General features: G+C 57.9%; 20 protein-coding genes and 3 pseudogenes. 12 read left to right on the top strand and 11 right to left on the bottom strand.

Going from position 1 to position 12874, the window contains the following annotated elements; genetic code table 11:
* Positions 1-200: 200 nt before the first annotated feature.
* Genes IPK17_RS00355 through IPK17_RS00370 form a run of 4 tightly spaced genes read right to left on the bottom strand, consistent with a single transcriptional unit; the run spans position 201 to position 3060 of the window.
* A complete protein-coding gene (locus IPK17_RS00355) occupies positions 201-2417 on the bottom strand; it encodes a phage/plasmid primase, P4 family (protein ID WP_343415682.1) in 2217 nt (738 codons plus the stop codon).
* Positions 2414-2653 (bottom strand): hypothetical protein, encoded by a 240-nt coding sequence (locus IPK17_RS00360; protein WP_343415683.1) that lies wholly within the window; start codon positions 2651-2653, stop codon positions 2414-2416. Before IPK17_RS00360 ends, IPK17_RS00355 begins: the two co-directional genes overlap by 4 nt.
* A gap of 9 nt (positions 2654-2662) precedes the next feature.
* Entirely contained in the window at positions 2663-2857 is a 195-nt protein-coding gene (locus tag IPK17_RS00365; protein WP_343415684.1) for a hypothetical protein, read from the bottom strand.
* A complete protein-coding gene (locus IPK17_RS00370) occupies positions 2854-3060 on the bottom strand; it encodes a hypothetical protein (protein ID WP_343415685.1) in 207 nt (68 codons plus the stop codon). Before IPK17_RS00370 ends, IPK17_RS00365 begins: the two co-directional genes overlap by 4 nt.
* 141 nt (positions 3061-3201) lie before the next feature.
* On the opposite strand from IPK17_RS00370, the gene IPK17_RS00375 reads away from it, so the two are divergent.
* The 12 genes from IPK17_RS00375 (at position 3202) to IPK17_RS00425 (ending at position 9715) form a co-directional block, all read left to right on the top strand.
* Positions 3202-3525, top strand: coding sequence for a helix-turn-helix domain-containing protein (locus IPK17_RS00375; RefSeq protein WP_343415700.1), 324 nt, complete (start codon positions 3202-3204; stop codon positions 3523-3525).
* On the top strand, positions 3522-3797 hold the full coding sequence (locus tag IPK17_RS00380) for a hypothetical protein (RefSeq protein WP_343415686.1): 276 nt from the start codon (positions 3522-3524) through the stop codon (positions 3795-3797). Before IPK17_RS00375 ends, IPK17_RS00380 begins: the two co-directional genes overlap by 4 nt.
* Positions 3798-3844: 47 nt before the next feature.
* Complete coding sequence (locus IPK17_RS40350; protein WP_350341605.1) at positions 3845-4060, top strand: helix-turn-helix domain-containing protein; 216 nt, start codon at positions 3845-3847, stop codon at positions 4058-4060.
* A gap of 65 nt (positions 4061-4125) precedes the next feature.
* Positions 4126-4380 (top strand): hypothetical protein, encoded by a 255-nt coding sequence (locus IPK17_RS00385; RefSeq protein ID WP_343415687.1) that lies wholly within the window; start codon positions 4126-4128, stop codon positions 4378-4380.
* Positions 4381-4878 carry a hypothetical protein gene (locus IPK17_RS00390; protein WP_343415688.1) on the top strand — a complete coding sequence of 166 codons (498 nt, stop codon included), beginning with the start codon at positions 4381-4383 and terminating at the stop codon, positions 4876-4878.
* Entirely contained in the window at positions 4878-5126 is a 249-nt protein-coding gene (locus tag IPK17_RS00395) for a hypothetical protein (RefSeq protein WP_343415689.1), read from the top strand. The genes IPK17_RS00390 and IPK17_RS00395 overlap by 1 nt, the downstream gene beginning before the upstream one ends.
* Positions 5123-6532, top strand: coding sequence for a hypothetical protein (locus IPK17_RS00400; RefSeq protein WP_343415690.1), 1410 nt, complete (start codon positions 5123-5125; stop codon positions 6530-6532). The genes IPK17_RS00395 and IPK17_RS00400 overlap by 4 nt, the downstream gene beginning before the upstream one ends.
* Before the next feature lie 7 nt (positions 6533-6539).
* A complete protein-coding gene (locus IPK17_RS00405; RefSeq protein ID WP_343415691.1) occupies positions 6540-6785 on the top strand; it encodes a hypothetical protein in 246 nt (81 codons plus the stop codon).
* Between the two features lie 293 nt (positions 6786-7078).
* Entirely contained in the window at positions 7079-7756 is a 678-nt protein-coding gene (locus IPK17_RS00410) for an amino acid permease (protein WP_343415692.1), read from the top strand.
* Between the two features lie 15 nt (positions 7757-7771).
* Positions 7772-8251, top strand: coding sequence for an APC family permease (locus IPK17_RS00415; protein ID WP_343415693.1), 480 nt, complete (start codon positions 7772-7774; stop codon positions 8249-8251).
* A complete protein-coding gene (locus IPK17_RS00420; RefSeq protein WP_343415694.1) occupies positions 8179-9153 on the top strand; it encodes an APC family permease in 975 nt (324 codons plus the stop codon). The genes IPK17_RS00415 and IPK17_RS00420 overlap by 73 nt, the downstream gene beginning before the upstream one ends.
* Before the next feature lie 118 nt (positions 9154-9271).
* Positions 9272-9715, top strand: a complete 444-nt coding sequence (locus IPK17_RS00425) for a putative universal stress family protein (RefSeq protein ID WP_343415695.1) — start codon at positions 9272-9274, stop codon at positions 9713-9715.
* A gap of 5 nt (positions 9716-9720) precedes the next feature.
* Here IPK17_RS00425 and IPK17_RS00430 read toward each other — a convergent pair.
* The 7 genes and pseudogenes from IPK17_RS00430 to IPK17_RS40360 all read right to left on the bottom strand — a co-directional run bounded on the left by IPK17_RS00430 (position 9721) and on the right by IPK17_RS40360 (position 12874).
* Positions 9721-10396, bottom strand: a pseudogene (locus IPK17_RS00430) (response regulator).
* Positions 10397-10423: 27 nt separating this feature from the next.
* Complete coding sequence (locus IPK17_RS00435; RefSeq protein WP_343415696.1) at positions 10424-10948, bottom strand: ATP-binding protein; 525 nt, start codon at positions 10946-10948, stop codon at positions 10424-10426.
* Positions 10945-11478, bottom strand: a complete 534-nt coding sequence (locus IPK17_RS00440; RefSeq protein ID WP_343415697.1) for a GAF domain-containing protein — start codon at positions 11476-11478, stop codon at positions 10945-10947. The genes IPK17_RS00435 and IPK17_RS00440 overlap by 4 nt, the downstream gene beginning before the upstream one ends.
* A 50-nt stretch (positions 11479-11528) precedes the next feature.
* A pseudogene (locus IPK17_RS00445) lies at positions 11529-11999 on the bottom strand (DUF4118 domain-containing protein).
* Positions 12000-12020: 21 nt separating this feature from the next.
* Positions 12021-12383: a hypothetical protein gene (locus IPK17_RS00450; protein WP_343415698.1), complete on the bottom strand. Its 363-nt coding sequence runs from the start codon at positions 12381-12383 to the stop codon at positions 12021-12023.
* Between the two features lie 91 nt (positions 12384-12474).
* Positions 12475-12678 (bottom strand): annotated as a pseudogene (locus IPK17_RS40355) (sensor histidine kinase KdpD); the annotation flags it as partial.
* Positions 12593-12874 (bottom strand): hypothetical protein, encoded by a 282-nt coding sequence (locus IPK17_RS40360; RefSeq protein WP_350341606.1) that lies wholly within the window; start codon positions 12872-12874, stop codon positions 12593-12595. The gene IPK17_RS40360 and the pseudogene IPK17_RS40355, both read right to left, overlap by 86 nt.

A 12874-nucleotide genomic window follows, 5' to 3' on the forward strand; every position in this document is an offset into this window, starting at 1 on the left:
ACTCAATAAACGCGAATTGGTGCGAGAATTGAGGGAGAAAAGAGTCAACCATTTGAGAGAGCGCTGAGGGGGAAAGTGTGTTTTTAAAATATTCCCCGTCCTCTCTGATGTAACTGATGTAACTTGTCTTTTGATGCCCCTCCCTCAAAACATCGTCAGTTACATCAGTTACATCACGATCCGAACTTTCTAAAAATCGATTAGGCTCCACGGAGGCGCGCTCCCTTCCAAATTCGGACGGCCCCGTCCTTGATTGTTCCGGCTGTAAGCCCCAACCGTCGCCAGTCCTTACCCACGCGGCGTTTTTGCTTCGGGTAGTAGCCGTTCTCGCTGCACCATGACTTGTAGTCCTGATAGAGCGCGTCAACGACGATCCATGCCTCCGGCGCACGCTCCAACCGTTCGGAGATGTACAGCCCTTCGGCGTCGTTGTCCTGTTTGTATTCCTCACGGGCGCGCTTGCTCTGCTCGGAGCGGGTGAAATGCCCGTTGCGGCGCAACCGTTCCCCGCCCCGCAGCGCCCAATTGAAAATCCCGGCTAACTCGTAAGACAGCTTCACGTCTAGCTGTAGGTCGCGCTTCTCCTCAGGCACGACACGATTCATGGGGATGACGATCACACGGTTGAAAACAGCGTCCGACCGATCCGAAACGTAGGGCAGGTCGTTCATGCTCCCCCAGACTTTGCAAATGGGCACGAACGAGAACGGCTTACCGTAGGGCGAACGCGCGGTAATGGGGTCTTTCGACACGAGGCGCTTGTACCAACCGTCTGCCAGCGGCTGTTTGCTGTCCGGTTCACCGAACGTGACGAGGCGCTTCCCTGCCACCTCTGCAAGCTGATAGGCGTTGTCTTTGAGGCTGTCCAGATCAATCGACGTGTGCGAGTCGCCTGCCAGCGCAACGAGCGTATTAACCAGCGTGCTTTTGCCCGTGCCCGATTCGCCCACACACCAGAACGATACGCGGTGACTCGTGTCGCTGGTGAGGCTGTAGAAAAACGCCTCCTGTACCAAATCGATCAGGTCGTCGTCGGGCGTGCCCTCAGGGGTGACGAGGACTTGATCCAAGAAGTTGTTCCAGTTCGGACAACGGGCTTTCGCGTCATAGGCGAAACTCAGCTGCGATGTCTGGTACACATCCGCGCGATGCGGCTCTAGGCGGCCCGTGTCCAGATTGAACAGCCCGTTTTGGAGGTTGATGAGGGGCAATTGGCTAAGTTCTGCGATCATGTCCTCGTCAACGAGCGTTTTGAGTGAGCAATACTTTTCAACGCTGGCAGCGCGTGACGCATTCGGGTTGATGCGGCGGTGCTTGTTCTCGATCAGCACCTGCCAGAAGGCCATTGCTACCCGGTGATCCCGACGCCAAACCCCGTTTTCGTAGCGAAACCACGCCCCAAACATAAAGGCATACTTCCCGTCCCATTTGCTGAGAAGCTGCTCACCCAACTCATCATCGGTGGGTTTCCGCAGGCGCTTTTTCGGTTTGGGCGAGGGTGTGCCCTTCTCCAATGGTTGACTCTTTTCAGCCTGTGTCATTTGCCCTGCTCGTACTTGATGATCGGCGCTAATTCCAGAATTGATAGTGCGGCGGACGCTGGCGATCCCGTCCGCGTCGGCAAGGTGGGCGGCGGCGTTCTCCAATGCGCTGATCACTTCCTCCCGGCTGAGTCGGCCCTCACGAACGAAGCGCCCCAACGAGAAAGCACTCAGGTTCAGTTGGTTGTTGCGCGCTCCCGGTCGCGCGTCACGAACGCGATCCGCTTGGATGATCAGGGCGGCTTTCGCGTAGGCGTCCGCATTGACGACAGGTTGCGCGGGGTGCGGCGCGGGCATGACTCCCCCGTGCTTTTCGGCAATTTGCCCGTGAATCCAGTTGCGCAAGGCGATCAGGTTGGAAACCCACCGAATCTCATAATCCTGATGCACGGTGTACGCCTGCCCGGTGGGGTGGACTGAGGGCGGCGCGATCACATAGCTCCCGTTGGAGCGCATTTCGATATTGCCGAACGCGGCCCCCACAACGCGGGCTGTCTGGGGCACGTCGTCCGCCAGCAGATAGAAGTGTTCGCCCTTGCCCGATCCGCTGGTGACGCTGTAGGTATCAGCGAGGCGGGGGAAGGCGCGGCGAAACGTCTGGACAGCCTCGTCACCGTCACAATCGACCACCACGAGGCCCCCAGATACCGCCCCGCAGATGATGCCCACGGACGCCAGCATGTTGGCTCGATCCCATGCCTCAATGGTTTCGACATGGGCGCGGCGCGTGGTCAGGTGACGCCACGAGCGCATGGCAGGCGCTTTGTCGCGCTGGCACGCCAGCACGCTAAAGCCCATGCGCTCGTAAGCGAGGGCGGCGGTCAGCACGTCGCGCGCTTCAGCAGCGCGCACAATGGCGGGGATCGTTTGCGTCATGATGAGACTCCGATCTTCTTGAGGTTCAGGTCGATTTCCGCGGCGACGAGTTCGGACAGCACATCGGTGTTGACATGCGCGGCTTTTGCCATGCAGAGCAGGTCATACAGGTTTTCGAGATCGGGTAAGTACCACTCAGCGAGGAAGCGGCGAAACTCGTAAATCGTGACTTGCCCGGTCACGGGCGTGACGACGGGTTGGGGCGTGGGAATGATGGTTGCCGGTTGATTAGCCATGATCGTCTCCTAGAACTCGGTGGTTTCGGTGATGTGTTCGCCCGCTTCAATGGCGGCGCGCTCGGCGGCTAGTACGCCCCAAATGAGTTTGAGGCGCGCTTTGTACCAATCCCCAAAGCTCTCCCCTTCGGCGGGTAGGGCGTGGTTTGTCTGATGATCGGCAAGGGCCGCGCGGGCGTTTTCGACTTGTTCGAGGTGATTCACGATGCGTTCTCCTGTACGATGACAACCTTCTCTTGCGGCGCGATCCAGACGGTGACAGGGCGGTATTTTGCGGCTGTCAGCTTGAGCGAAATAGACGACTGTGTAACCCCATGTTTTGCGGCGGCGAGCTTTTGCCCGCCCTCGTTCGCCAGTTGCGCCAGTTCGTGAGGCGAAACCCCGTTCAACTTTCCTCGTGCTGCCATTTAGATACCTCCAAGTACCCAAATAGGTAGTAAAACAGATAAAAGAGTGCGACTATTTTTTAGTCGCTTGTTGGTATCTTAAAGGATATGCCAGTACATGTCAATTAAGCATAAACTTAAGGTGTCTAAATGGGGGAAAACATGCGCGGAGATCGTATTCGTTGGCTACGGCAACGAAAGAACATGACTCAGGCTGAACTTGCCGAAATTGTAGGAGTCAGCGATCAGCAAGTCTTGAGGTGGGAGAACAACAAACAAGACCCCAGTGTAGAGAATGTGGTTAAGCTGGCGAAACTCTTTAACGTTACGGGGGATTATCTGATAGGGTTGGCTGACGATCCGCGTGGCAATATGGCAACTGAACTTAGCCAGCTTGAGTGGGATATGATCCAAGCATTCAGGGAGTCTAACTTCAAGAATTTCACTGCTCTGCTCAACAGAGGCTTACAACAGAGGGATGAATGATAACAAAAAATCGACGCAAGGCGGGCTTAGTTATATTCCTTCTCGGGCTAATCGTCTTAGGTGCTGCTTTCATCATCGGAAACGGGCAAATTTCAGCTTACAACGGTAATTCATACTCGTTTGTCGGTGCAATCGTCGGCGGTGGCCTCATGCTTGGTGGGCTTGCATCTGCAATATCTCCAAAAACTTCCCAAGAGCGGCGCTTTGAAAAAGTCGATCAGCTTGAAAAGCGGGTTGCGCAACTGGAACGAGAGCGCAAAAACGCCCCCTAGAAACTCCAAGACGGCCCCTAGAACGAATTTTCTGTATAATAGGGGCTATGGATACCCTGTTGAGCGTTGTCACCGTGTCAGAAGCGGCGCGCATGTACGAAAAGAATGTGCGCTCTGTTCGGCGTGCCCTCGAATCGCGCCATAAGCCCCTCGAAGCGCGTCAATCCGGTGGTGACTGGATTATCACTGTCGAATCCCTCAGGCGACGTTGGGGCGCGCCAAAACACCCTGTAGATACGTCAACTCTCGCTTGTCCTCTTTAGGGTTTATCAACCGACTATAAAGCCATACCCTTGAAAAAGTATTTCTTTTTCTGTGAGGTTCACGTATGGCTGAAGGCGATTACACGCTTCCCGAACCGACGCAAGCGGAACTCGATCAGGTTTACGCCCAGCTCGTGCTGCTCAATGCAGACGGGCAAGGCGTGACGATCAACCGTTTTCGTCCGTTCTACCCCAAACTGGGGCGCGGTCATTTGCTGTTGCGTCTGCAACGGCTTCAAGAAGCGGGCCGCGCTTCTTCGCAGCTGCGCACGGCTGGCGGCCCCGTCCCGTTCGAGTTCTGGTATCCGGTGGAGGTCTAAATGGCAGCTCCTCATGTCTTTCTGACCTACTCCATTCAGGACGCGAAGGGCAAGGTCAGCACGGTCAAGATCAATTTCCCGTCCGCCGTTGACATTGGTCAGGTCGCCTCGTTCGCTATCGCCACGGCGACGATGATCAACAACATCATCAAGGGCCGCATCCTCGAAGCTGGCTTGGGCATTCAGTTGTCGCTCTCCGGCGCGACGATCCGCAATGCCCCCGATCCCGATTCGGACGTGGAAGAAGGCGCGCGCTTCTCGTGGAACACCGCCAGCGGCGCGGTCACGGGCTTCCGCCTGCCCACGTTCGATGAGGCGAAGGTCGTCAGCGGGACGAACGGCGTTGATCTGGCGGATACCGATGTCAACACCTTCGTACAGCGTATGCTGGCGGGAAAAACCACGGGCCTCGTCAATGCGTCGCCCTCGGATGATCGCGGAAGCGACATCAGCAACGTCGCCAGCGCGCGGGAATCCTTCACCCCGTCGCGGACGTAATGGTCGCGGGCTATCTCGTCACGCCCGAACCCTACGAACGCCCGTTGACCATTCCGTCAGCGGGCGTTTTTGACTCCCCTACAGTTCAGCTATGCGTCAATGCTCAATGGGCCTCGATACTGGACGGGTTGGTCGGGCAACTGCTCACGCCTGCCATTTGGGACGGTTCTGGACAGCCCGTAGACGACGTGATTCAGCAGGTGCAGTTGTTATTGGTCGCTCTCGGTTCCAATGGAGAATGCCCATGATTCGGACTGTTGATTTCACCCCTGAGATGTTACGCCCGTTTGATGTTCGTCACCGTCCGTTCCCTGTGCCCGCGTCCGATATTTTCGACTCTCCAACGGTGTGTGTTCAGGTTAACGGCGCGTGGGCTTCCCATGTCGATGGCGTGCTTGAACGTCTGCTGTATCGTGATGCGTGGGCCGGAACGGACGCAGACATCGAACGCGCTATTGGGGAGGTTAGGCGGCTGTTGGCGGCGCTTGGAGAAAGCACGCCTTGCGAGGACTCTATGGCAATTACTGCTATGCGTATCGAAGGCTGTGACCTGCAAGTCCAGTATTCCGGCGATCCGGCGTGGTATACGGTGGGTGATCTAACCTCGTGCGCTATCCCCGGCCCGCAGGGCGAACCCGGCGAACAGGGGCCAATGGGCGAACAGGGGCCAGTTGGCCCGCAGGGAATACAGGGGCCAGTTGGCCCGCAGGGGCCGAAAGGCGATCCTGGCGATGGTATACCTCCTGCACCAGCAGCGGACACCAGCTCGGGCGATGACTCCTATTGTGGAGTCGCTTCTTACCTTGTTGAATTGACGGACTCTATCTTTCAAGACGTTATTGACGAGGCTACAGTTGGTAAAGATGCGATTGATGTGATCGGCGTCCTTCTGGGCGTGTTTGGAATAGGTGGGCTTAATACTGTCATCATCATGGATGCAGTCAGCAGCATTATCTCGTTGGGCATAAGTGTGGCCCGTGCTTCTATCAACACAACGGTGCTTGAAGATATGCAGTGTACGCTCTACTGCAAGCTCAAAGCGGCGGAAACTGCTGATGTAGCGACTGTGCGCGCATGGATTGACGAGCAATACGCCATTGCCCCACCAAATTTCTTTCTAAGAAATTGGTTGCTGCTGCTCGACGCGCTGACTGATACGGCGCTTGGAACGCGGATTTTCATTGGTTCTAAAGCTCCCTCGGCTGAATGTGCGGCCCTGTGTACTTGCCCGTCCGAATGCCCGCCTTTGGTGGTCGAATTCGTGTCAGGGGATGTGTACACGATCAATGCTGGCGTACAGGCCACAGGTTACATTGGCACGGCGCGCAGCGGCAACTTGAATCAGGTGTTGGTGACAATTCCGGTTGATCCAAACTGTACCATCACCAATGTCGCGGCAAGTCTTTGGGCCAATCACAGCCCGTCGTCAGGTGCAAATACCATCGCTTTCCGCCTGAAGAACCAAGCGGGCGCGGTGTTGAATGAGTATTACTTTGACACGGGAAGCGATCCAGTCGCCACCGACTTCACGCGGAGTCAGTCGTATTCACCCATCACAGGGGTTTACTCTGTGCAGATTTGGTTGGCTTGGGATGTTCGGTATTTCGGAACGGGATCGGGCCGCGTCAATTCGGTCACGGTCACATATCAATAGGACAGACATGTTTAACTCGATGATGCTGCTGTTACCTCCCGCGCTGGCGTCCGTCGCCTTCGAAGCACAGGCGATCACCCCGCTCGACGACGTGGCGCGTCAACTGCTCAATCTGGGGATCGGCGGCGTCATCGCTGCTGTATTTTTCGTGCAATGGCGGCGGGTTGAGGCGCTGTGGCTTGAAGCGCTCGAACGAGAGCGTAAGCTGCTGCTCAAAATCGCCAAAGTGGACGATCCCACAGGGGATGAGTGATATAACCAGCGTAGAATGCGGCTTAACGACCTACTTGGACACTCTTACAGTCTGCAATTGCGCAGACTGTTTTGTTTCTCCGCCAAACCTTGATCCCACTCCAGTGCCTAACATCGAAGGAGCACACAGCGTGCGGTTGAGCGACTAAACCAGCGGCAGACGACACCGCGTCTTTATACCAATTTGACACGCCCTTGACGGAATCTTTCCGGCGGTTGGCGTATCCCTAATGCCCATTTGACGGCTGACCGCCGTACACTTGCCCTCGTACTGCATGAGGAGCAAGTTCTGCTATGACTATTCGTGATCTCCGTGAGCAATTTGCCTCCACGCTGATTGGTAAACGCCTGCAATCCGCCGAAATCGCGCATCAGACCGCGCCCACCTTCATCGCGCTCGCCGTGCTGGCGAGCGATGCTATGTCGTCGGTGGCTTATGCCACTGAGGAAATCTTGATCATTTTGAGCACGGCGGCACTGACCGGGTTCACATTGGTCGGTTTTTCGGGCAATGCCATTTCGATCCCCATCGCCATTGGCATTTCGCTCTTGATTGGCATTGTGACAATTTCGTACCGTCAGACCATTTTTTCGAACCCGGCGGGCGGCGGCGGTTACCGCGTCGCCAAAGAGAATCTTGGCGAGGAACTAGCCCAGGTGACTGGCGCGGCGCTGCTCACCGACTACATTCTGACCGTCGCCGTCAGCATCAGTGCTGGCGTCGCCAATGTGATCAGCGTCGTTCCGGAGCTTGCGCCCTGGCGTGTGGAGCTCACGGTGGGCATCATCCTCTTTATGACGCTCATCAATCTGCGCGGGGTTAAGGAAAGCGCGCGGGTATTTTCCATCCCGACGTATTTCTTCCTCGGCACGATGGGGCTGACGCTCATTGTCGGGTTTGTGCGCCTGCTGACGGGGTCGCTCGGCACCGTGACCGGGTCGAAGCCATCCATGAAGCAGTCGAGCCGGTGACCTCTGCTGCTCCTTTTGCGCGCGGCGTTCTCGTCCGGTTGCACAGCGCTCACCGGGATCGAAGCGATTTCCAATGATACGCAGTTGTTCAAGCAGCCGCGCGCGAAAAATGCGGCCAATACGCTCGTGGTCATGGCGGTCATTCTGATCACGTTCTTCCTCGGCATTACGGTGCTGGCGAACGCGGTTCAGGCCGTCCCATCGCACGAAGAAACGGTGATCAGTCAATTGGCGCGCACGATCTACGGCAGTGACGGGATCGGTTATCTGGGCTACGTGCTGACGATCATTGGGGCGTTCGCGGTGCTGTTCATGGCGGCGAACACGCCCTTTGCCGACTTCCCGCAGTTGGCGGCGCTGCACAGCTCGGATGGCTTTCTGCCGCGTCAGCTCACTTATCGCGGGCGGCGTCTGGTGTTCACGTGGGGCGTGCTGACACCTCGATCAGCGCGATGGTGTTGGTCATCATCACGGGCGCGGTGGTCACCAACTTGATCCCGCTCTATGCGATTGGCGTGTTCCTTGGGTTCACGATCAGTCAGGCGGGTATGACGCGCCGCTTCTGGCGGGCGGGGCAGTTAAAGCCCGGTGAGTTCACCTATGGTTTGGAAACGAAGATCACCTATGACCCGCGCTGGTCGATCAAGATCGCCATCTCCGGGCTGGGCGCGGTGGTGACCTTCATGGTGATGATCGTCTTCATCATCACCAAGTTCTCGCATGGTGCTTGGTTCATCGTGCTGCTCATCCCCGCGCTGGTGTGGGTGTTCTTCCGTATTCACCGGCATTACAAAGAGACGGCTGCGCGATTGAAGCTGGATGAAACCCCGGTCTTTGCGCAGAAAGCCGTCGTGTTTGACCCCGCGATGCACAGCGAAATGGCGGTGTACTTCTGCGATACGTGGTCCAAGCTGGCGGTGAGCGTGGTGGGTTCAATCATCAAGCGCGGCATCCCGGTCAAGATCATTCATATCGGCGTGGATGCCAAGCGGGCGGCGGCGTTCCAGAAGCGGTCGCAGGAAATCGCCGAACTTAACGGGTGGGATCGGAGCGTGATGGAGGTCATTGACGACCCCTACCGCGACTTGTACAGCATGGTCACCACCATTCTCAAGGACTTGATGACGCAGTATCCCGATGTTCACCTGCTGATCTATATCGGCGCGCTGCGTACACATTTCCCGTATAACCTGCTGCACATGTCGACCGACCGCTTCCTGCGCGACGCCCTGATGGAAGCGGGTGACGACATCGCCCTCACGGTCAAGCAGGTGCATTTGGATGCGCTGCCTCTGCCGGAAGGCTTCAAGGTGACGTTCGAACATGCGACGGATCACCATATCGACGAACAGGCGGAAACCGCGTCACACACTGCTACGCCAAATTCAGCCGCGTAGTTCCGCTCGGCATTCCCGTTCTTTACGGTTTCTTTGCGGGAATGCCGAGCTTCCTGTCCGCTCTTTGACCCAACCTCAACCTACAATGACCCTAGATGTGGTTAATACAGGTTCACCCATGAAAACCATCCTAGTTCAATTTGCCGAAACTCGTTGGACAAGCGAGGCCGTCACCCAAGCGTGCATTCTGGCGCGCAATAGTCAGGCGTGCGTCGTCGTGCTGCGCTTGATCCCCGTGCCCCATCCCAGTTATCTGGGTACAGATATCGGATATCTGCCACCCAACCCGCGCGAATACCGCCGCCTCGACGAATACCGCGCTACGGCTGAAGATTACGGCGTCAACCTGACCATTGAAGCGATGCATTCCATCTCGTCATTTGACGCACTCCTGCAAGCCGTGGAGCATTTTGGAGCGGAGATTGTATTCGCCCATTTCCCTGAAGCTGGATCCCTTACTGGCAGCGTTTCCAAGTGTGGCGCGCTGGTCAGTTCCTCGGCAGCAAACTCGTCACGTTGGATCAACCGATGCCTGTGCCGAAAGAGGGCCGCTGACGATTGAAATGATCACTCATCCACCTTTAGCCGGTAGCCTACCCCGGTTCGGTGATGAGCCAACGCGGTTGCGCGGGGTCAGCTTCGAGCTTGTGCCGGAGCTGACCCATGTAAATGCGCAGGTAGTGGGTTTCTTTTTCATAAGTTGGCCCCCGATCTCTTTGAGCAGCTGCTTTTGTGTCACGACTTTTCCTGCATAGCGGACGAGGATCGTCAGCAGTTTGTACTCGATGGGCGTGAGGTGCACCTCGGCTTCAGCCACGTATACCTGCCGGTGTTCGAGATCAATCCGCACGTTGGCAAAGCTGAACACGGGCGTTTCCACATACAGTGTTTGCTGGCGGTGCCGCAGACTCACGCGCAAGCGCGCGAGCAGTTCCTCGGTGCCGAAGGGCTTGGTCAGGTAATCATCTGCGCCGCGATCCAGCGCCTGCACTTTGTCGCCTTCCTTGTCGCGCGCGGACAGGACGATAATCGGCGTAGATGTCCACTGGCGCAGTTGTTCGGTGACGTCGAGACCATCCAGCATCCGGTAACCCGAGATCGAGAATGATCAGGTCGGGATGCTGGGTGCTGACCAGCCGCATCCCCTCTGCCCGGATGTCGCTTCGAGCAGGCGATAGCCGCTGTTCGTCAGCGTCGTCCGCAAGAAGCGGCGAATTTGCGTATCATCTTCGATCAGCAGAATCCAGCAGCGCCCGGCAGCGCGTCCGGGCTAGACATTGGTGTCATATTCTTCCTCAAGGACGGGCGGTTGCTCTCCGGTGAGCGGCAGCGTGAACCGGAAGACGGCGCCGCCATCCGGGCGGTTTTCCGCCCAAATCCGCCCACCATGCGCCTGAATGATCCCCCGGCAGATGGCCAGACCGAGTCCCACGCCTTTCGCTTGCTGCGGGTGTGAGCGGTAAAACTTGTCGAAGATGCGGTCTTCGTCACCGGGTTGAAGGCCCGGGCCGCGATCCGCGATTTCGACGAGTACTTCTTTGTCAGCGGCGTGGACGGCAATGGTGATCGGTGTGCCACTGGCGGTGTATTTTAAAGCATTTTCCAATAGATTAATTAACACTTGCTCGATGAGGCTTTCGTCAAATTGGACGAGTGGGAAATTCGGCGGGATAGTGACGTGCATGGGATGGGGCGCCGTCTCGCTGTGGACGCGATTCAGCGCGGTGCCGATGACCTCTTCGATCAACTGCCACTCTTTATGCACATGGATGCTGCCCGATTCCAGCCGCGTCATGTCCAATAAGTTGCCGACAAGCGATTCAACCGCTCGGATTCCTCAAACGCGACGTGCGCCAATTCGCGGCGATCGGCGGCGGTGAGCGTCGCTTCACGCTGGATCAGACTCGAGGTCGCGCCCGTAATCACGGCCAGCGGCGTCCGCAGGTCATGCGACACGGAACTGAGCAGCGTATTGCGCGTCCTTTCGGTCTCCAGCTTGATCTGCGCGTGCGCCGCATCCAGCGCGAGGCGTGTCCGTTCCAACGCCAGCGCTGTTTGATTGGCGAACGTTTCCAGCAAGTGCAGTTGGTCGCTGGCGGTGAAGCGTTTCGCGTCAAGGGGGAAAACCGCCAACACGCCGACCACACCGTGCGCGGCGGTCAGCGGCAGGTATAGACCTTTTGAACCCGGTAGGGTATCGGTATTCAGCCCGGCTAAGCGCTGATGGTCGTAAACCCAGCGCGCGACCGCGGTCTCGGGCTGAACCGACGTTTCGTCATGGGGTGAACTCGCTGTGAGATCCCCGTGGGCGTCCGGGAGCAGCACGCTGACGCGGCTGGCGAAGACCTCGGTGATGTGTTTGGTCGCCAGGCGGATCAGCGTGTCGCTGTCCCGGTATTGGCGAGGTCGCGGCTGAGTGCGTACAGGCTGGCGGTGCGCTGTTCACGTTCGCGCGCCTGTTCGGCCTGCTGCTTGATCTGCACGGTGAGTGTACTGATCGTCAGCCCAACGATCAGCATGGTGACAAACGTAAAAATGTACTGGGTATCGGTGACGGCGGAACGTCAGATGCGGCTGCACGAAGAAGAAGTCGAAAGTGGCGACGCTCAAAACGAAGCGAGCACTGACGGCCCGCGACCATAGCGTGAGGCGACGATGACCACACCCACCAGATAGATCATGACGAGATTCGCCGGGACAAACAGCGGGTAGACCAGCGCGGCCAGCAGCGTACAGATCAGCACGATGGCCAATGCTTGCGCGTAAGCGCCCCAACTGCTCGTCCGGCGCGGCATTTGCGCTAACAGCGGGCGCGGTTGTTCCGGTTCGCCGGTGATGACATACATCGATGTCCCCGCTGCGCCGCATCAAATCGTCGAGCATCGAGCCGAACAGCAGGTCGCGCCAGCTGGATGAGTCGGTTTGCCGACGATCACCCGGCTGATGTTGTGTTCACGGGCGTAATGCAGCACTTCGTCGCCGATCTGCGCGCCGTGCAGCGTGACGGTCTGCGCGCCAAGTTGATCCGCGAGGCGGAGCGTCTCGGTGATGCGCAGGCGATCCGCGGGCTTCAGCGGGCGCGGCGTCTCGACATACACGGCGATCCAATCGGCGTGCAGGCTGGACGCTATGCGCTTGGTGGCGCGCACCGAAGCGCGGCGCGAGCCGGACTCGGGCTGACGCACACGAGCAGTGTCTCGCCCGCGGGCCATGTCTGCTGAATAACGCATGATCGCGGCGGTATTCTTTCATCTGCTCATCGACGCGGGCGGCGGTGTTGCGCAGGGCCAGTTCGCGCAAAGCCAGCAGATTCCCGGTGCGGAAGAAGCTGCGCAGCGCGTTTTCGATCTGCTGCGGCTGGTAAATTTTGCCGTCTTTGAGGCGCTTGATCAGGTCTTCGGGCGCGAGGTCGATCAATTCCGACCTCGTCCGCCGACTTTCAATGATCAGATCCGGCACGGTTTCCTGCACCGTCACCCCGGTGATCTGGGCGACGACATCGCGCAGGCTTTCGATGTGCTGCACATTGACGGTCGTGCCACACGTCGATGCCCGCCGCCAGTAGTTCTTCGACATCCTGCCAGCGCTTTGGGTGGCGTGAACCCGGCGCATTGGTGCGCCAGTTCATCGACGAGGATGAGCGCGGGGGACGCGCTAAGGCCGCGTCGAGGTCGAATTCGCGGAGCTGTGTGCCTTTGTACTCGATCAGGTGAGGCGGAAT

This window comes from Candidatus Flexifilum breve (assembly GCF_016713355.1).